Origin of the sequence: Paenibacillus camerounensis (assembly GCF_000723885.1) — a bacterium.
In the GTDB taxonomy this organism is placed as follows: domain Bacteria; phylum Bacillota; class Bacilli; order Paenibacillales; family Paenibacillaceae; genus Paenibacillus_AQ; species Paenibacillus_AQ camerounensis.
In genome coordinates this window covers 1-26363 of record NZ_CCDG010000012.1, presented here as the reverse complement: position 1 = coordinate 26363, position 26363 = coordinate 1, and the positions used below count along the sequence as shown (strand labels likewise).

Below are 26363 nucleotides of genomic sequence, written 5' to 3'. Positions count from 1 at the left end.
AGAGATGGCCTATACCCGCGGCAATTTAGCAGTTCAACCTAAGAGAAAACAAGAGGTAAACCCGCTTTACCGCGAGAAGACAAAAGTTGTCACCAGACGGATGGTACTGCCGACCCAGGAGAAGCTGATCTATATGCTGACACTGGCGGCATTTGTGCTGGTGGCTGTCGCCCTGATTTGGCGTTACGTCCACATTTATGATTTGAACCTGCAGGCTCAGAAGCTGGATAGCAGCATTGCTGAGACACAAAAGCAAATTGCCACTTATCAGATGGAGAAGCAGACGCTGGAGCAGCAGGTAGCCGACAAGGCCAAAAAGCTTGGATATGTCCAGCCGCCTGAAGATTCCGCGATTTATGTGTCTGCGAACGGTAAAGCAGCTGACGAAAACAATAATTAGCGGCGGACAGGCTGCAATAATAGAGTTTGTGAGGTTTCCTTATGGTAAAGAGAATTAAACTTCGCACGCTGTTTATAGGAGGGTGTATTACCCTCTTTTTTCTTGTTTTAGTCGTCCGGGTCTTCTGGATTCAGGTGATGCAGAATGACTTCTGGCATGAGAAGGCAGTTACCCAATGGGCCCATACCTCTGTCATCAAAGCAAAGCGGGGGAGTATCGAGGACCGCAACGGCAGTGTTCTTGCCAGTGATGTGCCGGCATATACGGTGGTTGTGAACCCTGAGGTTATCGCTGAAAAGGGCATCGGTGAAGAGGTAATTAAGGGTCTCCACGAGCTGCTGGGCAAACCGGAGGCTGAGCTGAAGAAACTGGTAGAAGCCAAGGATGATAAAGGGAATTACCTGAAGAACCGCGAAATCCGCAACGAGGGCTGGAAGATTGATAAAGAGCTTGCGGATAAAGTGAGGGAATTCTATAAAGGGCTGGAGGAGAAGCATAATACGCTGGAGACCGGAGTCGGACTGATTACGGAGCAGAAGCGTTATTATCCGAAGGGTACTCTTGCTGCGCATATTTTAGGCTATACGAACCGTGACGGCGAAGCCATCATGGGGCTGGAGAGTTATTTTAACAAGCAGCTTCAGGGGACGAATGGCAAGCTCTACTACCAGAGTGACGGCAAAGGAATCAAGCTGCCGGATTCCCAGGATACTTATCAGCCCGCCGTCAACGGCACCAATATCAAGCTGACCATAGACAGCACGATTCAGCGTTATATTGAGGAAGCGATGCAGAAGGCTTACGACCAGTACAAGCCGAAGAGTATAACGGTTATTGCTGCTGATCCGAATACGATGGAAATCCTGGGTCTGGCTAATATGCCGACCTTTAACCCTAATGAATTCTGGAAGTACGCATCTGATCCCGGGGTGTTTTTCAACCATGCTATCAAAACGAGATTTGAGCCGGGCTCCACGTTCAAGATCGTCCCGCTTGCCGGAGCGGTGGAGGAGAATTTATTCGATCCTGACGCAACCTTTATGTCCGGTTCGATCCGTATCAAAGGATACGGCAAGCCGCTGTATGACCAGAATCGAAGCGGTTATGGCCAAATCACCTTCCTGGAAGGCGTGAAGCGCTCAAGCAACGTGGCCTTTGTCAAGCTTGGTTATGAAATGCTCGGTCCGGAGAGGCTGCTGCAGTACGTGGAGGATTTCGGATTTAACGATCTTACCGGCATTGACCTGCCGGGTGAAATCAGCGGGATTGTTAACCCGACACCGAACAATGCTTCGGAGAACGCTACGATCGCATACGGGCACGGTAAAGTGCTTGTTACTCCGATTCAGCAGCTTACCGCCATATCGGCCATCGCCAACGGCGGCAAGCTGATGGTGCCGCATGTGATCAAGGAGACCTCTGATCCCAATACGGGCCAGACTACCATAACCCAGCCGCAGGTGGTGCGTCAGGTTATTTCCGAAGAAAGCGCCAGGGAAACCGGCAGCTACCTGGAGCAGGTGGTTGCTGACCTCGACCATGGAACCGGGCGTCATGCCTACATTGAAGGCTACCGGGTGGCAGGCAAGACGGGGACGGCAATCAAGCCTGACGGTAAGGGCGGGTATGACCGCGACAAGGTACGCTCTTCCTTCCTTGGATACGCACCTGCCAATAACCCGAAGATTGCAATCTATGTTGTCATTGACGAGCCTGCTGATGCTGTCGGCGGCGGCGCTGCGGCAGGTCCGGTGTTCAAAGAAATCGTGTCCGAGGCATTGCCTTATATGGGAGTTCCTAAGGTGACAGCGGCTGTTGAAAGCAATGCCGCTGTCACTGGCAAAGCTACACCTGCCGCACAGCGCTCCGCACCTGACCTGACTGGAAAAACGATGCAGGAAGCCAGAAAACTGCTGATTGAGCAGGGCTTCGATTTCGAAACAGTCGGCAGCGGCAGCGGTGTAGTCAGCCAGTATCCGGAGGCGAAGACTCTGCTTGCTTCGGGGCAGAGAATCTATCTGTTAAGCCAGCAGAGCGATCAGGCATCCATACCTGACCTTAAAGGACAATCGCTGCGGGATGCGCTGGAGGTACTCAATCTGCTTAGGGTGGCCATCTCTGTAGAGGGTGAAGGATATGTTACCGAACAGACGGAATCCACTTCAAACGGTAAAAAGCTGGTGCAGCTCAAGCTGAGTCCGCTCAATGCCTACGGCGAGGATATTCCGGTATCAGCAGCAGAAGATGAAGCAGGGGATGCCGCGGGAAGCGGCGGATAGCCGTCCGTTTGGCTGCTTGTTTTTTGAATCTGCTGATCTCTGCCTTTACCGTTGAACCGGGCTTGTTCTAACCCCTGTTTGTCCCGAATAGTCATGAAGATAAGAGATCATGTCTACTACGAGGGAAAGCGGGGAACGCGAAATGAAGGTTTCAAAGGTTGTAACCCGGCGGAGAATGCTGTGGACACTGCTGGGACTTGCTGTGTTGTTCGGTTCACTGGCTGTACGTCTTGCCTATGTGCAGCTTTATCAAGGCGAAAAGCTTAGTGCCAAGGCGGAAGAGTCTTGGCGCCGTAATATTCCTTATACTGCCAAACGCGGTGAGATACTCGACCGCGAAGGGGTGTCTCTGGCCTACAATGTCAGCTCTCCTACCGTTTATGCCGTCCCCGTGCAGGTGAAGGATAAGCAAAAGACCGCTCAGCAGCTGGCTCCGCTTCTCGGTATGACTGAGGAGAAGCTGGTCACTTTGATGTCCAAACGTGAGTCATCGGTCAAGCTACAGCCCGGCGGCCGCAAAATTACGATGGAGCTTGCCGCGAGCATCCGTGATTTGCAGCTGCCGGGCATCGTTGTGGCTGAGGATAACAAACGGTACTATCCCTACGGTGATCTGGCGGCACATATTCTCGGTTTCACCGGAATTGATAACCAGGGCATTACCGGAATAGAGAGTATATACGATAAGCTGCTTCAGGGAATCGGCGGTAATATCTCCTATCTGTCTGATGCGGGCGGGCGGCTGATGCCGGGCTCCGCTGAGAAATACTCCGAGCCGCAGGAAGGTCTTAGCCTGCAGCTGACCATCGATAAGCAGATTCAGTCCATTATGGAGCGTGAGCTGGATCAGGCGATGGTAAAATATCAGGCCCAGGGCGCATGGTCGATTGCCATGAATCCGAAGAATGGGGAGATCCTGGCGATGGCCAGCAGGCCGGGCTATGAGCCGGGCTCCTACAAAGAATATGATGCCGAGGTCTATAACCGTAATCTGCCTATCTGGATGACCTATGAGCCGGGCTCTACCTTCAAAATCATTACGCTTGCGGCTGCGCTTGAGGAAAAAAAGGTGGATCTGCAGAATGAGCGTTTTTTTGATCCCGGGTTTGTAGAGGTCGGCGGCGCAAAACTGCGCTGCTGGAAAAAAGGCGGCCACGGCAGCCAGACCTTTCTTGAGGTGGTTGAGAACTCCTGTAACCCCGGATTCGTTGCGCTGGGGCAGCGTCTAGGCAAAGAGACACTGTTCCAATATATCCGGGACTTTGGCTTCGGTACAAAGACCGGAATTGATCTGAACGGGGAAGCCAGCGGTATTCTGTTCAAGCTCTCTCAGGTTGGGCCGGTAGAGCTGGCAACGACAGCTTTCGGCCAAGGTGTATCCGTGACCCCGATTCAGCAGATTGCTGCAGTGTCGGCTGCAATTAACGGGGGCAAGCTGTATACCCCGCATGTGGCCAAGGCATGGATTAATCCGGAGACCGGAGAGACGGTATCAGAGGTACAGCCCAAGGAGGTCCGGCAGGTTATTTCGGAAGAGACCTCTAAGAAGGTGCGGGCTGCCCTTGAGAGCGTGGTTGCCAAAGGCACTGGCCGGCCGGCTTTTATTGACGGCTACCGGGTGGGCGGCAAGACAGGGACAGCACAAAAAGTTGTGAACGGCCGCTATTCTCCGACAGAGCATATCGTATCCTTTATCGGCTTTGCTCCTGCGGATGACCCGCAGATTGTAGTGTACACCGCAGTTGACAATCCAAAAGGCCTGCAGTTCGGGGGGGTTGTGGCTGCTCCGATTGTCCAGAACATTCTGGAGGATTCTCTCCATTATCTGAAGGTGCCGGAGCGTAAAGACCAGCTTCCCAAAACCTATAAATACGGGGAAACGCCAATTGTTACGGTTCCGGATCTTACCGGCGCTACAGTTCAGGATATTTACGAGGATCTGAATATGAATTTTACTCTTGCCCGTTCAGGCACCGGCAATACAGTAATTAATCAGGCTCCAAAGGCGGGAGCCAGAGTTGAACAAGGTTCGACAATCAGGATTTATATGGGTACTTCCAGTCAATGATAGAGGTAAGACCAGTCTTCTTATCCGAATTTGCAGAGTGAGGGATTAGTTATGAAATTGAATGAATTATCTGCTTGTCTTGCGGCTTCAAGCCTGCTGGGTGACGGTGAAACCGAGATTATCAATCTTCAGGCGGATTCCCGAAAGGTTCAGCCTGGCGATTTGTTTATCTGCCTGCCGGGCTTCACGGTGGACGGCCATGATTACGCACCGCAGGCAGCAGCTGGAGGCGCTTCGGCACTGGTTGTGGAACGTAAGCTGGATATCGATTTGCCGCAGCTGATTGTCGATGACTGCCGGTTCGCAATGTCCGTGCTCGGGAATGCCTTCTTCAGCTCGCCGAGCAGCCGGATGAAAATGATCGGCGTTACAGGGACGAATGGCAAAACGACGACCACTTACCTGATCGAACGGATCATGTCTGACTATGGACTCAAAACCGGTCTGATCGGCACAATCCAGCTGCAGTATGATGGTCAGGTCTATCCTGCGTCAGGTACTACACAGGAGTCGCTGGAATTGCAGCGGACCTTGAACGACATGGCTCTAAAAGGCGTGGAATGCTGTGTAATGGAAGTATCCTCACACGCGCTTGAGCAGGGACGGGTAAAGGGAACGGATTACCGCACAGCTATTTTTACAAATCTGACCCAGGATCATCTCGATTACCATCATACGATGGAGGAATACCGTGCGGCTAAAGGGCTGTTCTTCTCGCGTCTGGGCAATATTATTTCGCCATGGAAAGAAGAACGCAAATATGCTGTACTAAATGCAGATGATGAGGCCAGTGCTTATTTTGCCGCCCAGACCGCAGCGGAAGTGATTACATACGGTATTGACAGCAAAGCTAATGTCCGGGCATCACAAATCTCCATTACAGCAAAAGGAACATTTTTCCATGTGAATACGTTTAAGGGAGAGGCAGATATTTCGCTGCGGATGGTGGGCAAGTTCAATGTGTACAATGCGCTCGCTGCTATAACCGCCGCACTCCTTGAAGATATACCGCTGGATGAGATCAAAGCAAGTCTCGAGTCAGTAGCCGGCGTAGCCGGACGTGTGGAGTCGGTGGATGAAGGCCAGGAGTTTGCAGTCGTTGTTGACTATGCCCATACGCCGGACGGACTGGAAAATGTGCTGAGAGCCGTTTGTGAGTTTGCCGGAGGCAAGGTACTGACTGTGTTCGGCTGCGGCGGGGACCGGGATAAGACGAAACGTCCGCTCATGGGTAAAATTGCCGCTAAATACAGCGACCATGTCTTTGTTACTTCGGATAACCCGCGGACAGAGGACCCGCTTGTGATCCTGCAGGATATCGAAGCCGGACTCAGGGAAGACGGCGTTCCGCAGGAACGTTACGAGACCGTTCCGGACCGCCGGGAAGCTATCAGAAAAGCTATTGAAATGGCAAGCCCCGGCGATGTAGTATTGATTGCGGGGAAAGGTCATGAGACCTACCAGCTGATCGGCGGAGTGGTCCATGATTTCGATGACCGCCTTGTCGCCAAAGAAGTTATAAGGGGCCGAAGCTATTGATTATAAGAACATTGCAACAAATTGCTGTCATGTGCGGAGGAGAACCGGGCTCTGCTGCTGATACTGAAATTGTACTTTCCGGAGTCGTTACCGATTCCCGTAAAATAACGGCTGGCTGCCTGTTTGTGCCGCTTGCCGGCGACCAGTTTGACGGACATAACTACAGTGCGGCGGCACTCGCATCGGGAGCTGCTGCCACCCTGTGGCAAAAGGATAAAGGCGCAGCACCGGAAGGTGCCGTTATTCTGGTTGAAGATACGCTGGCTGCGCTGCAGCGGCTGGCGGCTGCTTATTTGAGTGAAACAGCCTCGCAGGTTGTTGGCATTACAGGCAGCAACGGTAAAACGACTACCAAGGATATGGTTGCCGCCCTGCTGGAAGGACAGTATAAGGTCCACAAAACCCAAGGAAACTTCAATAACCATATCGGGCTGCCGCTAACCGTCCTCTCTATGAATGAGGATACAGATATTGCCATACTGGAGATGGGCATGAGCTCACGGGGAGAAATTGCCCTGCTTGCTTCACTGGCATCTCCTGATATTGCTGTCATCACGAATATAGGCGAATCCCACCTGCTTCAGCTCGGCTCGCGCAAGGAAATTGCCAGAGCCAAGCTTGAGATTGCTGAAGGGCTGAAGCCTGGTGGACTCCTTATTTACAATGGGGATGAGCCGCTGCTCGCTGAAGTGATGGCTGAACCATCCTTCCATGCACCTGCAGGGATGAAGAAGCTGCGTTTCGGCTTCGCCGGGGATAATGACGCGTATCCTACCGGGATGATGACACATACAAACGGAATGACGTTTACAACCGTCTATCTGACTGAGGAGCGGGCTTTTTCCCTGCCGCTTCCGGGCCGCCACAACGTTAGTAATGCATTGGCTGCCCTGGCAGTTGCCCGGCATTTCGGCATTACCGAGACGAATATTGAAGAAGGGCTGAAACGGCTCAAGCTGACTGGTATGCGGATCGAAGTGATGCTGACTGCCTCAGGGCTGACGCTGCTGAATGATGCCTATAATGCCAGCCCTACTTCCATGAAGGCGGCGATAGATGTGCTCCAGTCCATGAAAACCGGCGGCAAACGGATTGCCGTGCTGGGGGACATGCTGGAACTGGGGCCGCATGAAGCAGAATATCACCGGGAAATCGGCGAGTACCTCGACCCTGAGCTCACGGATATGGTTATGACCTATGGTCCGCTTTCGGCGTTACTGGCCGAGGAGGCAGTCAAGAGCTTCGGTCCGGAGCGGGTTTTTGCCTTTACTGACAAGGAGGAGCTGTCCGCTGTCCTGAACACTACATGCAGCTCCAAGGATATTGTGCTGTTCAAAGCTTCCAGAGGCATGCGTCTGGAAGAGGCACTGTACAGCTTGAATGAACATTTTAAACAGACCTAAACCATTGGAGGGGGTGTACCCATGGATTATCAACTTCTGCTGCTGACAATTGCTGTATCCTTTATCCTTGCGGTCATTGCCGCTCCGCTGATCATTCCGCTGCTGCGCAGGATGAAATTCGGACAGCAAGTAAGGGACGACGGACCGCAATCCCACTTGAAAAAGGCGGGAACGCCTACGATGGGCGGCATCATTATTATGGTGGCTTTCACGTTATCCTTTTTGAAATTTTCTGTAGTGAACTCGGATTTTTATGTCCTTCTGGTGGCTACGCTCGGTTACGGGCTGATCGGGTTCCTGGATGACTATATCAAAATTGCCTTTAAACGCTCATTGGGACTTACGGCGCGCCAGAAGCTGGCCGGACAGCTTCTGATTGGCATCGTGCTGAGCATTCTGCTGATCAATGCCGGCCACAATACCGGAATCAGCATTCCGGGCACAGATATCAGCTTTGACTGGGGCGCATGGTTCTACTATCCGTTTATCGTCATCATGATGATGGCCGTAACGAATGCGGTGAACTTCACAGACGGTGTAGACGGACTGCTCTCCGGCGTCAGTGCTATTGCACTTGCCGCTTTTGCAGTTGTGGCCATGCAGGCAACCTCGATTGCCGCCGGAGTCTGCGCTGCTGCGATGATCGGGGCTGTACTCGGCTTCTTGGTGTTCAATGCCCACCCTGCCAAAGTATTCATGGGCGACTTCGGTTCCTTCGGGATCGGCGGCGCCATCGGGGCGATTGCCATTGTTACCAAAAGCGAACTGCTCTTTGTAGTCATCGGCGGTGTATTCGTCATTGAAATGCTGTCCGTTGTATTACAGGTGGCTTCCTTTAAAACACGCGGCAAACGTATTTTCCGCATGAGCCCGATTCATCATCACTTTGAGCTGGGCGGCTGGTCGGAGTGGCGCGTTGTCACAACTTTCTGGGCGGTGAGCCTGCTGCTTGCGGCAGCAGGACTAATATTGAGCAAGGGGTTGTAAGGAATGAAGCATCCAGATGAATACCAAGGCAGGCAGGTGGTCGTCCTGGGGCTCGCGAAAAGCGGCGTCCAGGTGGCCAAGGTGTTGCATGAACGCGGCGCGGTTGTTACGGTCAACGATAAAAAGGAAAGAGATCAAAGTCCCGAAGCTTCCGAACTGGAATCTTTGGGAATTTCTGTTATATGCGGCGGGCATCCGGACGATCTGATCCATGAAGGTGTAAGCCTGGTGGTGAAGAATCCGGGAATCCCGTATTCTGTGCCTCCTGTACAGAAAGCACTTGAGCTGGGCATTGAAATTGTAACCGAGGTGGAGGTGGCTTACCGTATCTGCGCAGCCCCTATGATCGGTATTACCGGCTCTAACGGCAAGACTACAACCACTACCTGGGTGGGGAAAATGCTGGACGCCGCCGGGATGAATCCGATAGTAGCCGGCAATATCGGTACGCCGTTATGCCAGGCAGCCCAGGAAGCGGGCGGAGATAACTGGATGGTTGTTGAGCTGAGCAGCTTCCAGCTCAAGGGGACAGAGAGCTTCCGCCCCAAGGTTGGCGCCCTGCTGAATGTAGCGGAGACTCATCTCGACTATCACGGCGGCATGGAGGACTATGTGGCCTCTAAGGCCAGACTGTTCGCTAACCAGGAGTCTGAAGATACAGCGGTACTGAATTGGGATGATCCGGTCTGCCGTGAGCTCGTACCTTATATCAAAGCAGGTATTTTACCTTTCTCTATGACTGAGGAGCTGGTTCAGGGCATCTTTGTCCGGCCCTCCTACGTACCGGACACCGAAGATGATCTGGAGCGGGTAATTGTCTACCGGGATTACAGCGAGAGCGAAACTGAGATTGCAAAGGTCAGCTCTATCGGTCTGCCGGGCCGCTTCAATGTGGAGAATGCGCTGGCAGCCTGCGGAATTGCCATCGCTGCCGGTGCTGACCCTGCTGTGCTGGCTGAGGTGCTGGCGTCGTTCCGCGGCGTCGAGCACCGGCTGGAGTATGTGGCAGAAAAGGCGGGTACTGCCTACTATAACAACTCTAAAGCTACCAATTCCAAAGCGACTACGATGGCACTGGGCTCCTTTAAGCAGCCGCTGGTGCTGATTGCCGGAGGCCTTGACCGGGGCTCGGACTATTTGGAGCTGCTGCCTGTTCTGGAGGGGCTTAAAGGTATTGTAGTTATGGGCGAAACCCGGGACAAGCTGGCCAAAGTTGCCGCTGTGGCAGGAGTAAAGCACATCATCTCCGTCGATAATGGGGATAGCGCCGCCGCCGTGCTGCAGAAGGCTGTGCGGGAGGCTTCTGCACTTGCAGAAGCTGGAGACGTTGTGCTCCTGTCTCCTGCATGCGCCAGCTGGGATATGTTTACATCCTATGAAGAGCGCGGGCGTATTTTTAAAGAGGCGGTGCATAACCTTTAAGTAGGGGGGTGGATAAGCCCCTACTACGGATGCAAGAGGTGTGCTCCTGATGAACAAACCGCGTCATGCGCCTGACATCTGGCTGCTGATTCCCATACTTGCCCTGCTGGTCATCGGCATGGTGATGGTTTACAGCGCCGGTTCTGTGCTGGGCTTCCGCAATTATGGCGATTCGTTTTATTTTGTCAAAAGACAGCTGCTGTTCGCCGGGCTCGGCCTTGGCGCCATGTTCGTAACGGCCAACACGGATTATCTGGTGCTGAAAAGATTCGCAAGGCCTGCACTGATTCTATGCTTCATTCTGCTTGTCCTGGTATTAATCCCGGGTATCGGGGTAGTCCGCGGCGGTGCACGGAGCTGGCTGGGGATCAGCAGCTTCGGCATCCAGCCCTCGGAGTTCATGAAGATGGGGATGATTCTGTTCCTGGCCAACTGGCTGGGCAAGGATGAATACGATATCTCTACCTTCACGCGCGGGCTGCTGCCGCCGCTCGCCCTGATCGGCTCGGCGTTTGCGCTGATTATGCTCCAGCCGGACCTCGGCACTGGCACTGTCATGTTCGGAGCGGCGCTGATGATGGTTTTTACAGCCGGAGCCCGGATGAAGCATCTGCTCTCGCTGGGGGCGCTTGGCGTGCTGGGTTTTGCCGGTCTCATAGCCGCCGCGCCTTACCGGCTGAAGCGGATAACCGCTTTTTTGGATCCCTGGTCCGATCCGCTTGGCGCCGGCTACCAGATTATCCAGTCGCTTTATGCGATTGGTCCCGGCGGTCTCGGGGGCCTCGGCCTCGGAATGAGCCGGCAGAAATACAGCTATGTGCCGGAGCCGCAGACTGATTTTATTTTTTCCATACTCGCTGAGGAGCTTGGTTTCATCGGGGGGATTGCAGTGCTGGTCCTGTTCCTGATTCTGATCTGGCGGGGGATGAAGGTGGCGATGAGCCTGCCTGACCGGTTCGGCAGTTATCTGGCGGTAGGAATCGTCAGTATGGTGGCTGTACAGGTCATTATCAATATCGGCGTGGTTATCGGCCTGATGCCTGTGACAGGCATCACACTCCCGCTGATCAGCTACGGGGGCTCTTCATTAACCCTGATGCTTACAGCACTCGGCATTTTATTGAATTTATCCCGTTATGCGAGGTGAGAGACATGCGTATCGTATTAAGCGGCGGAGGCACCGGCGGGCATATTTATCCCGCCGTTGCTGTCGCCAGGCAGCTGGAAGCGGAAGAGAGCGGATCAGCCTTTCTCTATATCGGCGGCAAACGCGGTCTGGAGAGCAGACTGGTTCCCCAGGAGAAGCTTCCCTTCAAAGCTATTGATATTACCGGTTTCCGCCGGAAGATTTCCATGGACAATGTAAAGACCATTATGCGTTTTCTCAGAGGGGTCAAAGCTTCAAAGGAAATGCTGAGAGAGTTCAAGCCTGATGTTGTTATCGGCACAGGAGGGTATGTATGCGGACCTGTGGTATATGCCGCCTCCCGTCTGGGCATTCCCACACTGATTCATGAGCAGAACGCGATCCCCGGCCTGACCAACAAGTTTCTCAGCCGGTACGCCGACACGGTAGCCGTCAGCTTCGAGGGCACAGAGTCTGCTTTTCCGGGCGGCAAAAATGTGATCTACACCGGTAATCCCCGGGCTACCACGGTCACAGCTGCAAGCCCGCAGCGCGGCTATGCCTCGCTGGGTATTCCGGAAGGCAGTACGGTGGTGCTTGTAGTCGGAGGAAGCGGCGGAGCGAAGGCAATCAACCAGGCGATGATTGAAATGGTGCCGTTTGTGGGTAAGGGTAATGGAGCTCATTATGTTTATGTTACAGGCGAATCCTACTTTGAAGAGACCCGCAAGGCGCTGCGTCAAAAGCTCGGGGGAGAGCCAAGCTGGCTCCATGTGCTCCCTTACGTGCACAATATGCCTGAGGTGCTGGCCTGTACCTCACTGATTGTGAACCGGGCAGGCGCATCTTTTCTGGCCGAGATTACGGCTCTGGGTATCCCCTCCGTCCTCATTCCGTCCCCTAATGTGACGAACAATCATCAGGAAGCGAATGCAAGGCAGCTGGAACGTGAAGGTGCGGCAGTTGTACTGCTGGAAAAGGATTTGACCGGTAAGGCTCTGCATGAGTCAGTGCAGCGGATAATCGGGGCAGAATCACTGCGGAGCAGCATGGCGGAATCGTCCAGACGTCTGGGCAAACGGGATTCCGCTGCGCTGGTCGTCAGCGAGCTGCGGCGGCTTGCCGCCACACGGAAAGCATAAGACGTTAGTCCCGTTCTCAGTGACTTTGAACGCTTTGTCCCAATACGTGGTCTCATGTTATCCTCCTGCTGTCACACACCCGGGGTTATGAACATAGGATAATCCTATAATCGTGACAATCACCCATGGTTCTTCCTGTCAAGTGAACTGCTGTAACAGGCGTTTCTCCCGGCGGTTCAAGACCGCTTTACAGGAAGTTTCCGGTGGCGGGTGAGCGGTAATCTCGGAGGTGATACATTGGACAAATTGGTGATTGAGGGTGGAAGTCCCCTGTCAGGCACCATACGTATCCATGGAGCAAAAAATGCGGCACTGCCGATCCTGGCGGCAAGCCTGCTGGCCGAAGGAGTTCACTCACTGCATAATGTGCCGAAGCTGCTGGACATCGAGACAATGCTGAATATTTTGGGGCGGCTGGGCTGCAGGGCTGTGCATGAAGGGGAAACAGTGACAATGGATACGTCAACCTTAAGCACTTCCCATGTTCCGGAGGATTTGATGCGGCAGATGCGGTCTTCCATTTTTTTGATGGGGCCGTTACTATCCAGGTTTGGCGAAGTGACGATCTATCAGCCGGGAGGCTGTGCGATCGGAGAACGCAAGATTGACCTTCACCTTCAGGGCCTGAAGCTCCTCGGGGCAGAGATTGAGGAGAGCAACGGCAGGATATCCTGCCGGGCTGCGAGACTGACAGGGAGCGACATTCATCTGGATTATCCCAGCGTCGGAGCCACAGAGAATATTATGATGGCTGCGGCAACGGCTGAGGGTACAACTACCATATCAGGGGCAGCGAGGGAGCCGGAAATTCAGGATCTGCAGAATTTCCTGAATGCGATGGGGGCCCAGATTATCGGCGCAGGTACTGATACAATTACAATCCGCGGAGTCACAAAGCTCCATCCGTGTACGTATGAGGTCATTCCGGACCGGATTGTCGCCGGGACGGTTATGATTGCAGCTGCCGCTACACGCGGAAGTGTTACGCTGACCCATACCAATGCGGGACATTTAACCTCACTCATCCACGTGCTGAGGCGGGCAGGTGTTCAAATCACGGTCTGCAATGATATAATTAATGTCAGCTGCATGGGGCGTCCGCGTGCGGTAGAGCGGATTGTGACATCACCCTACCCCTCTTTTCCAACGGATCTGCAATCTCAGGTAATGGTGCTGCTGTCGCTTGCCGACGGTTTCAGCGTTATTAAAGAGACGGTATTCGAGGGACGCTTTAAGCATGTGGAGGAGATGGCCCGGATGGGGGCTGATATTTCCACAGACCTGAACCGCGCGTTTATCCGCGGTGTGCAGCGGCTGTACGGGGCAACAGTGGAAGCAACGGACCTGAGGGCGGGAGCAGCTCTGGTTATTGCCGGACTCGCAGCCCATGGGACTACAGTAGTAGAGCAGGCGCATCACATTGACCGCGGTTACGACGGTATCGAGCTGCTGTTCCAGAAGCTGGGTGCCCGCATCAGCCGTAAAGTGCCTGTACCGGGTCCTTTTGATTTGGCCAATTAAAGCTCCCTGTCTCCTTCGGCTTTCAGCCATGGAAGGAGACAGGGCCTTATTACGGAGATATGAGAATGCCTAAAACCCGATTGCCTCGACTGAAAGAGGACAAGCCTGTAAAAAAAATGAGCCGTAAAATCACAGTTATCCTGCTGCTGCTGTTTGTAGCGCTGCTGGCGGTTATCTTTTTCCGCTCGTCTGTTAGCCGTATTACGGAAATTAATTTTCAGGGCAACAAATACGCGACCCGTGAGGAGCTGCTGGAGGGCAGCGGCCTTGTGATCGGCGGACAGTTTTTTGCCGCCTCTGCTGAATCCGTAGAAGCTGCACTGAAGCAGCTTAGAACGGTGCAGGAGGCGACAGTGACTAAGAAATTCCCCGGGATTGTGAATATTACAGTTGAAGAGTTTCCGGCTGTAGCCTATGAGCTGGATCAGCAGGGTGTCCTTGAAGCTATTCTGTCCAGCGGCACTGCTGTAGAGGTGAATGAGACCGGAATTGCCGTGGAGAAGCCGATACTGACCGGCTGGAAGGAAGATGATCCTTACAAAGCCAAGCTGTGCCAGGCTTTAGCCGTTATCTCTAATGAATTGACCAGCGATATTTCTGAAATTGTTCCTTCACCGACCTTATCCTTTCCGGACCGGATCAAGCTGTATACCCGTTCACGTTTTGAGGTCATCACAGCAATCTCGCTTCTGAAGGACAAGGTTGAATATCTGAACCAGGTGATAGAGACGGAAGAGCCCGGCCTTATAAAGATGCTTGAGGCTGATACGTATGTACCTTTTGCGGCGGAAAATGAGGATAATGAGGACATACAAGAGTAAATAGTCCCTACTAATAATGCGGAAAAAATGCTACAATCGGTTTTACGGGCAATAAGGTGAATCCCTCTTTTTTCTGCGGATTTTTTGAAAAAGAAGACCTGGCTATGGCTGCATTTTTCTTTTTATCCTTATATTTCTTTTTTACCCGGAACTCCATATTATCCCATTCAAAAAAATTGTAGAAAAAAGAGGGAAAGGAATCGTGATGTTGAATATGTACAAAGAAGCTTCCCGGCAACGGGAATCGTGTGATTCTTCAGCATCATCTTTTATTATGATTATAACAGGAGGTGCCATAGGGCTTGAGCAACAATGACATCATTGTTAGTTTGGACATCGGTACATCCAAAGTGCGGGCAATTATCGGGGAAGTTACTAATGGAACCTTTAATATTATTGGCGTTGGATCTGCTGATTCAGAAGGGATTCGCAAGGGTGCGATTGTAGATATCGATCAGACTGTGCAATCGATCAGAAGCGCTGTGGAGTATGCGGAGCAGATGGTCGGTATTCAAATATCTGAGGTCTATGTCGGGATTTCCGGCAATCATATCGGTCTGCAATCCAGCCATGGCGTCGTTGCCGTCCAGAATGAGGACCGGGAGATCGGCGAAGAGGACATCGACCGGGTGATCAAAGCGGCAGAAGTCATTGCTATGCCGCCTGAACGGGAAGTCATCGACGTTGTTGCCAAGCAATATATCGTTGACGGCCTGGAAGGAATCCAGGATCCCCGCGGCATGATCGGAGTGCGTCTGGAGGTTGAGGCGACGATTATAACCGGGGCGAAGACGCCAATACATAATCTGCTTCGTTGTGTAGAGAAATCAGGGCTGAAGGTAAAAGATCTTGTGCTGATGTCTCTTGGAGCCGGCGGATTGGCGCTGTCCAAAGACGAGAAGTCGATGGGGGCTGTGCTGGTTGATATCGGTGCAGGCTCAACGACGATAGCCGTTTATGAAGAGGGTTCCCTTAGCGCTACTTCCACGATCCCGATCGGCGGAGAGTTTGTAACCAATGATATTGCATACGGGCTCCGTACGCTTACGGATCAGGCGGAGAAGGTAAAGCTGAAGTACGGCTGTGCCTGGATCGATGATGCCGCCTCGGATGTCGTATTTAAAGTGCTGCGTATCGGCAGCAATGTGGAAAAGGAATTTAACCAGGAGGATCTGGCGGCCATCATCGAGCCCAGAATCCAGGAGATCTTTCACCTGATCCGTCAGGAAGTAAAGCGTCTCGGTTACAATGACCTTCCCGGAGGTTATATACTTACGGGTGGTACTGTATCCATGCCGGGGGTTCTAAAGGCGGCACAAACTGAATTGTCAGCTTCTGTACGCATCGCTGTACCTGATTATATCGGAGTCCGCGACCCGGGCTTCACCGGCGGTGTAGGTATTCTGCATAACGTCGTCCGCCGTTTCCGTGTACGCGGCAATAACGGTGTAAGCGCAAATAAGAAGACGGTCAACCGAAGTAAGCAAAGCGCTGCTCCCAGCCAGGAGATTGACAAGAAGCCGGGTCTGATGGAGCGTATAAAAAATATGTTTAGCGAGTTCATATAAGCGTAAGTCCAGATATACTTGGACTGGCCATCCAAGCACTATTCAAGGGGGAGATGGAATCAATATGTTGGAATTTGATTTTGAAATGGAGAGCTTGGCGCAAATTAAGGTCATCGGCGTAGGCGGCGGCGGAAGCAATGCTGTCAACCGTATGATTGAAAACGGCGTTCAGGGTGTTGAGTTCATCACAGTTAATACAGATGCCCAAGCGCTGCATATGGCCAAATCGGAGCATAAACTGCAAATCGGGGACAAGCTTACCCGGGGACTGGGCGCAGGTGCCAACCCTGAAGTAGGTAAGAAAGCTGCCGAAGAGTCCCGCGATCTGATATCTAATACGCTTAAAGGTGCAGATATGGTGTTCGTAACGGCTGGAATGGGCGGCGGTACAGGTACAGGCGCAGCTCCAGTCATTGCTGAAATCGCCAGAGAATGCGGAGCATTGACCGTAGGTGTTGTGACCCGGCCGTTCACTTTTGAAGGCAGAAAGCGTGCTAATCAGGCAGAACTCGGGATCGAAGCATTGAAGGAAAAGGTTGATACACTGATCGTTATCCCGAATGATCGGCTCCTGGAAATTGTAGACAAAAAAACTCCGATGCTGGAGGCATTCCGTGAAGCGGATAATGTGCTCCGCCAGGCTGTACAAGGGATATCTGATCTTATTCAGGTTCCCGGCCTGATTAACCTTGACTTTGCTGATGTGAAGACGATCATGACTGAGCGCGGCTCAGCGCTTATGGGGATCGGTATTGCTACCGGCGAGAACCGTGCTTCTGAAGCAGCCCGCAAAGCGATTATGAGTCCGCTGCTTGAGACTTCAATCGAAGGTGCGCGCGGGGTAATTATGAATATTACAGGCGGCTCCAACCTTTCATTGTATGAGGTGAACGAAGCGGCTGAGATCGTTACAGCTGCGTCCGATCCAGAGGTTAATATGATTTTTGGTGCCATCATTGAGGAAAGCATGAAGGACGAAATCAAGGTTACGGTTATCGCTACCGGGTTCGAACACAAGCCTTCCCCGGTTGCACAGACCCGCCGTCCGGCTGCCAGCAGTGAACCTGCTCCTGCTGCTGATAAGAACAACAGCAATAATCTGCGGCCGTTCGGTAATCAGACAACCTCTGATCAGCTTGATATCCCGACCTTCCTGCGCAACCGCACGCGCGGCAATAACGACTAATACACGTTAATAGTTTTCTACGGAAGCACCGTATCTCTCAGTCGCAGACTGGGTAGATGCGGTGTTTTTTTGCTTTTCAGCTGATATAATACGGATAACGGGAGTGGTGAACAGTATGGAATTGCTTGACCCCCGGGTGGATTTTGTTTTCAAGAGAATTTTTGCTAGTGAGGCTAATAAGGATGTACTGCTGGCTTTTTTTGAACCGGATTCTGCTGGATGCCGGGACTGCCCCGCTGGATGAAGTAGTGCTGCTGAACCCCTATACGGATAAAGAGGATCCGGGAGACAAGCAGTCTATTTTTGATATCTGGGCAAAGACGGTTGACGGCAGGCTGATTAATATTGAAATGCAGCTGTTTAACCAATATGATATGGAAAAGCGGACTCTCTACTACTGGAGTAGGCGTTATTCGAGTCAGATGCAGACCGGCGGTCGGTATATAGAGCTTAAAAAATGTATAACAATCAATATTCTAAATTATATTGTGCTGCCGAATGAACATACCCATAGTGTGTTTCATCTTCGGGAGGACAGCAGCGGTGCGCCGCTTACCGATGATATAGAAATTCATTTTCTCGAATTGCCAAAGCTGAAGAAGCCGGCTGTACCCGGTGAAGAAGGTCTGGTAAATTGGCTGCTGTTCCTTAAAGGAAAAGACAATGAGAACTGGGAGGTACTGAAGATGAATGAACCTGCACTGCAAAAAGCGATGGAAACGCTGGAATACCTGAGTCAGAATCCTGAAGCCCGGCGCAGATATGAAGACCGCCAGAAGTTTCTGCACGATGAAGCTTCGCAAAGAGACGGCGCGCAGAGAGAAGGATTCGCAAAGGGCCTGGAAGAAGGCCTCCAAGAAGGTATGAAAGAAGCCAAGCAGGAGATTGCTAAGAATTTACTGCGGATGGGGATGAGCCACCAGGCGATTCAAGCTGCTACGGGACTTACGGAAGAAGATATCAAAATGTTGAATTAAAATAATACTCATGCGAACCAGCCCTTCCGGGCTGGTTTTTCTTTTATATGAATACAAGGTCATGCACGGCTATATCTCGACAAAAAAACCTGCTGAACGCCCCCCATGTTTAGACAGACTTTGAAAGCGGGAGTTTCTATACTAATCTTATCGTCTTAAAAAGAGAGCCTGCTCCGGTCTTCCGGCAGGATAGCGGCTCTTAGGCAGGTGAAAATACTGGTAGTTTACATCGACTTGATTTTCGCCGCCAATCTGCTGATCGACGGAGTGCTCATATGGCTGACAGGCTGGCTGGTCAAAGAAAAGATCGCCTGGTGGAGGCTGTTTCTCTCCGCGCTGGTTGGCGCGTTGTATGTGGTGATGATGTTCGTTCCGGAGCTTTCATTTCTTTATACCTTCATGATTAAATTCGGATTGTCAGTGCTGATGCTGCTGATCGCCTTCGGGTACAGGAGCCTGCAGGGCTATCTGCGTGCTCTGGGAGCCTTTTATGTCATTAATTTTGCAGCGGCCGGCGGTATATTGGGCATCCACTACTTGCTGCAGAGCACCGGGGACATCTGGAACGGTATCCTGTTTACCAGTACAGGGGGCCAAGCCCACCGGCTGAAAATCGGATTCTGGTTTGTGCTAGCAGTGCTTCCTGTCGTTCTGCTGCTCTTTAAGCTAATCCATTCTTCACGGGTTCGCAGAGAACAGCTGGAATCCTATATCGGTGAGGTGACGGTAGAGATTGAAGGCGTAAGCGTTGTCTGTCTGGGGCTGCTGGATACAGGGAACCGGCTGAATGATCCGCTTACACGGATTCCGGTGATGGTGATGGAGGCTTCACTCTGGGAGGGGCATCTGCCGGATACGTGGAAAGGTAAGCTGACGCAGATGAGCGCAGACCAGCTTCTGCTGGAGACGGACGGGCAGTCTTTTGCCTGGCAGGACAGGTTGCGGCTTGTCCCTTACCGGGGTGTTAACCGCGGGGCAGCCTTTATGCTTGCACTGAAGCCGGATCTGGTGAAGATAAAGCTTGGTGAGGAGAGCTTCTGCAGCAAAAGAGTGCTCATCGGGCTGGATGGCGGAACACTGTCGGGAGACGGTGCGTACCGGGCGGTCATACACCCTGACCTGGCCCAAAGAGAGCACGCGGCTGAAGCTGCGGTGACTTGTTGAAATCGCCCCAAGAGGATGGTCAAGGGCATCCGGGGGAATTGTGCACTTCTTGGAGGAGGAAACGATAATGGTCAAATGGAAGCTTACGCTGCAGCTGCAGTACTATCGGATGCTTTTTCTGCTGGGGCTGAAAAGCCAGGAAATCTATTATATCGGGGGAAGCGAGGCATTGCCTCCGCCTTTAACAAGGGAAGAAGAGGAATATCTGCTTCAGCGGCTCTCTACAGGAGATGCGGCAGTCAGAGCTATGCTGATTGAACGCAATCTGCGGCTGGTTGTATACATCGCCCGTAAATTCGAGAACACAGGCATCAATATTGAGGATCTTGTCTCTATCGGCGCCATAGGGCTGATTAAGGCGGTAAATACATTTGATCCTGAGAAGAAAATCAAGCTGGCTACCTACGCCTCGCGCTGCATTGAAAATGAAATCCTGATGTATCTGCGGCGCAACAGCAAGACGCGCAGCGAGGTTTCCTTTGATGAACCGCTGAATATTGACTGGGACGGCAATGAACTGCTGCTCTCCGATGTGCTGGGCACTGAAAATGACACCATATACCGCAATATTGAGGAGCAGGTGGACCGCAAGCTGCTGCAGAAGGCGCTGGAGAAGCTCAGTGAGCGGGAGCGGCTGATCATGGAGCTGAGATTCGGGCTGCGGGGCGGAGAAGAGAAAACCCAGAAGGATGTTGCCGATCTGCTGGGAATCTCGCAATCTTACATCTCACGTCTGGAAAAGAGAATTATCAAGCGGCTGCGCAAGGAATTCAACAAGATGGTGTGACTTAAAAAGCAAGGAATAAAATGCCGGACCGGGGAGATAATGTACAGTAATGTTTCTCCTTGGGAGGTAAATCATCATGACCCGAAACAAAGTCGAGATTTGCGGTGTGGATACTTCCAAGCTGCCCGTTCTAACGAACGTGGAAATGCGGGAGCTGTTCACTTCGCTGCAGCAGCAGGGCGAGCGTTCCGCCAGAGAGAAATTGGTTAACGGTAACCTCAGACTCGTTCTTAGCGTTATTCAAAGGTTCAATAATCGGGGAGAGTTCGTAGACGATCTGTTCCAGGTTGGCTGCATCGGTCTGATGAAAGCCATCGATAATTTTGATTTATCGCAAAACGTGAAGTTCTCCACCTACGCGGTACCGATGATTATCGGTGAGATCCGGAGGTACCTGAGAGACAACAATCCGATCAGAGTGTCGCGTTCGCTGCGTGACATCGCCTACAAGGCGCTTCAGGTCCGTGACAGCCTGACTAACCAGAATTCACGGGAGCCGACGATCTTCGAAATCTCCCAGGCGCTTGGCGTTCCGAAAGAGGATGTAGTATTCGCCCTGGATGCAATCCAGGACCCGGTCTCTTTATTCGAACCGATCTATCATGACGGAGGGGACCCGATTTATGTAATGGACCAGATCAGCGACGACAAAAACAAAGATGTCTCGTGGATTGAAGAAATTGCCCTGCGTGAAGCGATGCGGAAGCTGGGACAGCGTGAGAAGCGGATTCTGTCGATGCGATTCTTCGAAGGTAAAACCCAGATGGAGGTAGCGGATGAAATCGGCATTTCCCAGGCCCAGGTGTCACGGCTTGAAAAATCGGCCATCCAGCAGATGCAGAAGCATGTGAAGTCCTAAAGCTGACAATGAGAAGAAGGGTATCCGCAACTGGCTTGCTTCGGCGGCCGGAGGGATACCCTTTTATAATGCACCCCCCCCCCGGTTCTGTAATTATTCCTGCATGTTGCCAAGCCTGAGGGACATATACTCAGCTATAGGCCGGATTGTACAGGGGTGACAAGATGAACGAAGAGTCTTTTAATGCAGGCAAAAAAATGAAAATCTCGGATTTCCAGACCAAGGATGTCATTAATATCGTAGACGGAAAGCGGCTGGGGCAGATTAGCGATCTCGAGCTGGACCTGCGCCGCGGAGTCATTGATGCAATCATCATTCCCGGCTTTACCCGCTTTATGGGACTGTTCGGCGGCGGCACGGATCTCATTATCCCATGGCGTAATATCGTCAAGATCGGTGCGGATGTTGTACTTGTCAAAATAGAAGAGGCCAGGCTGCCTCAGGGTCAGGAAGAGCGTGAAACGATGTATCTGGAGCGGGGGGACCGCAGTGAACGGCGCACTTATTAATTCGGTGCGTCTTTTTTTACCGTTTGTGGTAAAGAGCTTGGGAAGGCTGTATCTGTACAAAGCTTGAGCAAGCCTCGTAGACCTGGCCTCGTGTTGTAGGGTACACTTAAGCGGAGGTGAGAAGATGGAACCGTTTATTCAAGTTAAGGAGCTGCCTGTGCGGCTGCAACTGAGTCCGTGGCTGAAGCATTCCGGAATAACTGCCGGATTTACAGGCAGAGAGGGCGGAACAGGCAAGCCGCCATATGACAGCTTCAACTGTGCTTTTCATGTGGGCGATGATCCGGAGGCTGTGCTTGCTAACCGTAGCAGGCTTGCAGACAGTCTGGGCTTTAGTCTGGAGGACTGGACCTGCGGGGAGCAGACTCACGGAACACATATAGCAGTTGTAACTTCAGCAGAGCGCGGGAAAGGCAGCAGGGACAGGGCATCGGCCTTTCAGTCTACGGACGGGCTGCTGACTAACGTGCCGGGAGTGCTGCTCACTTCCTTTTATGCGGATTGTGTACCGCTGTATTTCTATGATCCGGTGAACCGTGCGGCAGGACTGGCCCATGCCGGATGGAAAGGCACTGTTGCAGAAATTGCCGGAGCAATGGTCAGTAGAATGGCGGAGGCCTACGGAAGCCGTCCGGGTGATATTACAGCAGCCATAGGCCCGTCAATCGGAGAATGCTGCTATGAGGTTGATGAGTATGTGATGAAGCATGTCCGTGTGCTGGAGCAGACGCTGACCGGGCTAGCCTCCTTGGAGGCTGCACCGCCGTTATACAACGTCTCGCAGAGTGATAAGGATAAAAGTATGCTGAACTTGAAAGAAATGAACCGACGCATTATGATTAAAGCAGGAATTTTGCCGACTCATATCGAATGTACAACATGGTGTACAAGCTGTAATCCGGATCTGTTCTTTTCATACCGCAAGGAACAGGGAGTAACAGGAAGAATGACGAGCTGGATCGGAATAAAGGAGAGCTGAAGTTGGGTTTGACACTGCAGGAAAGAAAAGCCGCTGTAGAGGAACGTGTAGCACGCGCCTGTGCGGCAAGCGGCCGGGATGTAAAGGACGTCAAGGTTATCGCAGTGACGAAATATGTATCGCTGAACACAGTGGCTGAGGTATTTGAGGCAGGCCTCGAGGAGATCGCTGAAAGCCGCTGGCAGGATGCCGAGCATAAGTGGAATGCACTTGGAGACAAAGGAACCTGGCATTTTATCGGTCATCTGCAGACCAATAAGGTAAAGGACGTTATCGGAAAATTTGAATATATACACTCATTAGACCGGTTATCACTGGCACGTGAACTGCAGAAAAAGGCGGGTGCTGCCGGAATAGATGTGAAGGTATTTCTTCAGGTGAATATCTCCGGTGAAGATACAAAGTTTGGTCTGCCCCCTGAAGCTGTGCCTGAGTTTCTGCGGGAAATTGCTCCGCTTGACCGGGTAAAGGTCATCGGTCTGATGACTATGGCGCCTCATGAAGAAGATCCGGAGCTTACCCGGCCTGTGTTCCGCGGACTCCGGGAGCTGCGTGATGAACTGAATCTGCTGGCCTTGACACCTGAGCCTATACAAGAGCTGTCGATGGGAATGTCGAATGATTTTGAAGTGGCGATAGAGGAAGGAGCCACCCGGGTTCGCCTGGGGACGGTATTAGTAGGTCACGAGGAGGGAGCTTGATGCGCGTGATGAACCGGTTTATGAATTTTTTGGGTTTGCAGGAAGAAGAGGAAGTTGTGGAGCGGGAACAAATTACCCGTGATGATGAGGAGTATGAGCCGGCCCCTGTAGAAACCCGCAAAAATCAGCGGGCTAACGTCGTCAGCATCCATTCGCAAAAAAATGTGAAGGTTGTGCTGTACGAGCCGCGCTCCTATGAGGAAGCTCAGGAAATTGCCGATCACCTGCGTTCCCACCGCACCGTTGTTATTAACCTGCAGCGTGTGCGCAATGACCAGGCGATGCGGATTATTGATTTTCTCAGCGGAACTGTTTATGCCCTGGGTGGAGGAATCTCCAAGATTGGGGGCAATATATTTATGTGCACACCGGATACCGTTGAGATTCAAGGCTCCATTACGGAAATCCTGGGAGACGACCAAGATTACAACAGAATGAGGTGAACAGGTTTTGAACGAAATATCTTCCATTATTAACATCCTATTTCAGATTTACTATTACATGATCATTATATACATTCTCATGTCCTGGTTACCTAACCTACGTGAAAATTTCATCGGTGAGCTGCTGGGTAAGCTAGTTGAACCTTATCTGAGCCCGTTCCGGCGGATTATTCCCCCGCTGTTTGGAACACTCGATATTTCCCCGATCGTTGCATTGTTTGTCCTTCGCTTTGCAGTAGTGGGGCTTCATTCTATCGTGGCGATGATTTTCGGCTAAAACGATGAGAAATGAAATTTACGGGCACTTCCATCCGGACGAGCGGCAATTTGTGGATAAGGCCTGGGAATGGGTCAGCCATGCCGGGGACTATCATGAAGTGAAGCTGACCGAATTCCTTGATCCCAGACAAGGGTATATTCTGCAGACGCTGGTGAACCGCCATCCTGACGTAACGATACGCTGGGAAGGCGGCTCTGAAAGCGCTGAACGGAAGCGGGCGCTCGTTGCACCCGATTACCGGGACCTTTCGGAAGAAGATATGGAGCTTAAGGTTCTGGGTATCTCCTCCGGCGAGCAGAAATTTCTCACCCTTGAGCATGGCGACTATATGGGAGCTATTCTTGGACTTGGTGTTAAAAGAGGGAAGATCGGCGATATTCATGTGCTGGAGGACGGCTGCCATGTTGTCGTGGCATCAGATATTGCCGATTATCTGTCTATGAATCTGACCGGTGTGCACCGGGTTAATGTCAGTACTGAGGTCCTTCCTCTATCTGAGCTGCGAAGCAGCGGAGTCAAGCTAGAAACAATGGACATTACAGTAGCCTCCTTACGGCTCGATGGAATTGCAGCGGATGTGACCCGGCTTAGCCGGAGCAAAATACTGGTTCCGATTAAAGCAGGGCGCGTCCGGGTCAACTGGAAAGTGGAAGAGGATCCTTCCTGTGCGCTTAAGGATGGAGACATGGTCTCCATTCAAGGATTTGGCCGGTTTAAGGTACTGGAGATAGGCGGCCTGACGAAAAAAGACCGTTACCGGGTCAGGCTCGGTAAATTTGTCTAAAGCCCCGGCAGGAATCTGCAGGTGCTTGTCGAAATTCATTATCTCTAGGGATTCGATTCTTAAATGCAGTATTGTTTTATTCTTCTGCGCCGTGTGGGCATAATAAAGTCCAGAGGCGTACAAGGTCCGAAATTTCCAGGAGGTGCACAGCATGCCATTAACGCCGCTCGATATACATAACAAGGAATTCTCCCGGAGAATCCGTGGTTATGATGAGGATGAGGTCAACGAATTTCTTGATCAGGTCATTAAGGATTATGAGAGCGTCATTCGCGAGAATAAAGAACTGCAAAACCAGCTTCTGTCCATTCAAGAGCGTCTGGATCATTTTGTGAACATTGAGGAAAGCTTATCCAAGACCATCATTGTCGCCCAGGAAGCGGCTGATGATGTAAAGAACAATTCCAAGAAGGAATCACAGCTGATTATCAAGGAAGCGGAGAAGAATGCCGACCGGATTATTAACGAGGCCTTGTCCAAATCCCGCAAAATTGCGATTGAAACCGAAGAGTTGCGTAAGCAGGCCTCTATCTACCGCACCCGGTTCCGGACACTGGTGGAAGCACAGCTGGAGCTGCTCTCCCAGGATGACTGGAGCGCACTCGAAAGCCGCGAGACCAGTGACAATCTGCTCTGAGTTGTAGCGGACGGAGTTAACCGGACAGCAGGAATTGGAGCTGTGAGCAGATTAGGCAGCCGCGGTGTTGACATTTTTTCGTAAAACGTCTATAACTAAAGCATATCTGTGTGATGTTTATATGTATTCGATGACGGGACAAAGTACGATAAGGTTGTGTTCTCCAGAGAGTCGGCGGTGCTGCGAGCCGGTTGTTCAACCCTTAACGGAAAATCTTCCCCTAGAAGCTGAGCCGAAGCGATTCATTCGTGCGTAGGTTTATGCCGTCTGCCGGACGTTATCCCGGACCCGCATAGCAGAATTTTGTGCGGAACTGAGATTGTGCTGTATTCACTCCCCTTAAGGATGTGCGTCCAGCACGAATTAGGGTGGTATCGCGAGCGTCGTCTCGCCCCTTTGGGGGCGGGGTGACGCTCCTTTTGTTGTGGGGCGATCCCCCTAAATCCCCCTTCCGAAGGGGGACCCCAAGGGCTGGCCGCCCTCTGGACACCCGCAACAAGGGCTCCGCGGAGGGAGTTTACGGTGGCGGACGGGAAGGATTACTGCGGCGGGGGAGCGGCCCTTCTTAGGCTCCCCTGGCGGGGACGCCTGCGGGGCCTTGCCTTTAAGGCAAGCAGCGGCTGCGCCCCGCCGCCTTCAGGCGTCCCGCCCAGCGCTGCCCTACGGGATCGCGGGGCGGGTGCCCCAACAAGAGCAAGGCGTCCCGCCCAGCGCTGCCCTAACGGGATCGCGGGGGCGGGTGCCCCAACAAGAGCAAGGCGTCCCGCCCAGCGCTGCCCTA

General features: G+C 52.3%; 23 protein-coding genes, 1 pseudogene and 1 other annotated feature. All 24 genes and pseudogenes read left to right on the top strand.

Translation table 11 applies throughout. The annotated features are described in order from the left end of the window. Positions 1-4: 4 nt before the first annotated feature. The 24 genes and pseudogenes from BN3772_RS05305 to BN3772_RS05185 all read left to right on the top strand — a co-directional run bounded on the left by BN3772_RS05305 (position 5) and on the right by BN3772_RS05185 (position 25582). A complete protein-coding gene (locus BN3772_RS05305; RefSeq protein ID WP_042179321.1) occupies positions 5-400 on the top strand; it encodes a hypothetical protein in 396 nt (131 codons plus the stop codon). 41 nt (positions 401-441) lie between these two features. Continuing rightward, positions 442-2679 carry a penicillin-binding transpeptidase domain-containing protein gene (locus BN3772_RS05300; RefSeq protein ID WP_042197484.1) on the top strand — a complete coding sequence of 746 codons (2238 nt, stop codon included), beginning with the start codon at positions 442-444 and terminating at the stop codon, positions 2677-2679. A gap of 142 nt (positions 2680-2821) precedes the next feature. Next, entirely contained in the window at positions 2822-4747 is a 1926-nt protein-coding gene (locus tag BN3772_RS05295; protein ID WP_042179316.1) for a stage V sporulation protein D, read from the top strand. Positions 4748-4798: 51 nt separating this feature from the next. After that, the gene (locus tag BN3772_RS05290; RefSeq protein WP_042197480.1) at positions 4799-6286 is read left to right on the top strand and encodes a UDP-N-acetylmuramoyl-L-alanyl-D-glutamate--2,6-diaminopimelate ligase; all 1488 of its coding nucleotides are present in this window, start codon (positions 4799-4801) and stop codon (positions 6284-6286) included. After that, positions 6283-7689, top strand: a complete 1407-nt coding sequence (locus BN3772_RS05285) for a UDP-N-acetylmuramoyl-tripeptide--D-alanyl-D-alanine ligase (RefSeq protein ID WP_042197478.1) — start codon at positions 6283-6285, stop codon at positions 7687-7689. Before BN3772_RS05290 ends, BN3772_RS05285 begins: the two co-directional genes overlap by 4 nt. A gap of 21 nt (positions 7690-7710) precedes the next feature. After that, positions 7711-8676 (top strand): phospho-N-acetylmuramoyl-pentapeptide-transferase, encoded by a 966-nt coding sequence (gene mraY / locus BN3772_RS05280; RefSeq protein ID WP_042179308.1) that lies wholly within the window; start codon positions 7711-7713, stop codon positions 8674-8676. 3 nt (positions 8677-8679) lie between these two features. After that, a complete protein-coding gene (gene murD / locus BN3772_RS05275) occupies positions 8680-10098 on the top strand; it encodes a UDP-N-acetylmuramoyl-L-alanine--D-glutamate ligase (RefSeq protein ID WP_042197476.1) in 1419 nt (472 codons plus the stop codon). A 49-nt stretch (positions 10099-10147) separates the two neighbouring features. Further along, the gene (gene spoVE, locus BN3772_RS05270; RefSeq protein WP_042179303.1) at positions 10148-11245 is read left to right on the top strand and encodes a stage V sporulation protein E; all 1098 of its coding nucleotides are present in this window, start codon (positions 10148-10150) and stop codon (positions 11243-11245) included. A gap of 5 nt (positions 11246-11250) precedes the next feature. Next, positions 11251-12366: an undecaprenyldiphospho-muramoylpentapeptide beta-N-acetylglucosaminyltransferase gene (gene murG, locus BN3772_RS05265; protein WP_042197474.1), complete on the top strand. Its 1116-nt coding sequence runs from the start codon at positions 11251-11253 to the stop codon at positions 12364-12366. 237 nt (positions 12367-12603) lie between these two features. Beyond that, on the top strand, positions 12604-13887 hold the full coding sequence (gene murA / locus BN3772_RS05260; protein ID WP_042197472.1) for a UDP-N-acetylglucosamine 1-carboxyvinyltransferase: 1284 nt from the start codon (positions 12604-12606) through the stop codon (positions 13885-13887). Between the two features lie 65 nt (positions 13888-13952). Then, positions 13953-14708 carry a cell division protein FtsQ/DivIB gene (locus tag BN3772_RS05255; RefSeq protein ID WP_042197470.1) on the top strand — a complete coding sequence of 252 codons (756 nt, stop codon included), beginning with the start codon at positions 13953-13955 and terminating at the stop codon, positions 14706-14708. A 302-nt stretch (positions 14709-15010) separates the two neighbouring features. Next, positions 15011-16276, top strand: coding sequence for a cell division protein FtsA (gene ftsA / locus BN3772_RS05245; protein ID WP_042179293.1), 1266 nt, complete (start codon positions 15011-15013; stop codon positions 16274-16276). A 64-nt stretch (positions 16277-16340) separates the two neighbouring features. Then, positions 16341-17462, top strand: coding sequence for a cell division protein FtsZ (gene ftsZ / locus BN3772_RS05240; protein WP_042179291.1), 1122 nt, complete (start codon positions 16341-16343; stop codon positions 17460-17462). A 115-nt stretch (positions 17463-17577) separates the two neighbouring features. Next, positions 17578-18439: pseudogene (locus BN3772_RS05235) on the top strand (Rpn family recombination-promoting nuclease/putative transposase). 216 nt (positions 18440-18655) lie between these two features. Further along, positions 18656-19603, top strand: coding sequence for a sigma-E processing peptidase SpoIIGA (spoIIGA, locus tag BN3772_RS05230; protein ID WP_042197599.1), 948 nt, complete (start codon positions 18656-18658; stop codon positions 19601-19603). 64 nt (positions 19604-19667) lie between these two features. Then, positions 19668-20390, top strand: coding sequence for an RNA polymerase sporulation sigma factor SigE (gene sigE / locus BN3772_RS05225; RefSeq protein WP_042197596.1), 723 nt, complete (start codon positions 19668-19670; stop codon positions 20388-20390). Positions 20391-20466: 76 nt separating this feature from the next. Next, positions 20467-21249, top strand: a complete 783-nt coding sequence (gene sigG, locus BN3772_RS05220) for an RNA polymerase sporulation sigma factor SigG (protein WP_039875939.1) — start codon at positions 20467-20469, stop codon at positions 21247-21249. Between the two features lie 164 nt (positions 21250-21413). Continuing rightward, positions 21414-21758 carry a YlmC/YmxH family sporulation protein gene (locus BN3772_RS05215; RefSeq protein WP_042179287.1) on the top strand — a complete coding sequence of 115 codons (345 nt, stop codon included), beginning with the start codon at positions 21414-21416 and terminating at the stop codon, positions 21756-21758. A 124-nt stretch (positions 21759-21882) separates the two neighbouring features. Further along, on the top strand, positions 21883-22737 hold the full coding sequence (gene pgeF, locus BN3772_RS05210) for a peptidoglycan editing factor PgeF (RefSeq protein ID WP_042197466.1): 855 nt from the start codon (positions 21883-21885) through the stop codon (positions 22735-22737). Positions 22738-22745: 8 nt separating this feature from the next. Continuing rightward, positions 22746-23438: a YggS family pyridoxal phosphate-dependent enzyme gene (locus BN3772_RS05205; RefSeq protein ID WP_042197593.1), complete on the top strand. Its 693-nt coding sequence runs from the start codon at positions 22746-22748 to the stop codon at positions 23436-23438. Then, the gene (locus BN3772_RS05200; RefSeq protein ID WP_042179283.1) at positions 23438-23881 is read left to right on the top strand and encodes a cell division protein SepF; all 444 of its coding nucleotides are present in this window, start codon (positions 23438-23440) and stop codon (positions 23879-23881) included. Before BN3772_RS05205 ends, BN3772_RS05200 begins: the two co-directional genes overlap by 1 nt. Positions 23882-23888: 7 nt before the next feature. Then, positions 23889-24158 (top strand): YggT family protein, encoded by a 270-nt coding sequence (locus tag BN3772_RS05195; RefSeq protein ID WP_081947718.1) that lies wholly within the window; start codon positions 23889-23891, stop codon positions 24156-24158. 4 nt (positions 24159-24162) lie between these two features. Next, on the top strand, positions 24163-24945 hold the full coding sequence (locus BN3772_RS05190) for a YlmH family RNA-binding protein (RefSeq protein WP_042197464.1): 783 nt from the start codon (positions 24163-24165) through the stop codon (positions 24943-24945). A gap of 151 nt (positions 24946-25096) precedes the next feature. Continuing rightward, on the top strand, positions 25097-25582 hold the full coding sequence (locus BN3772_RS05185; RefSeq protein WP_039875924.1) for a DivIVA domain-containing protein: 486 nt from the start codon (positions 25097-25099) through the stop codon (positions 25580-25582). Between the two features lie 121 nt (positions 25583-25703). After that, positions 25704-25981 (top strand) — a binding site (T-box leader). Positions 25982-26363: the final 382 nt, after the last annotated feature.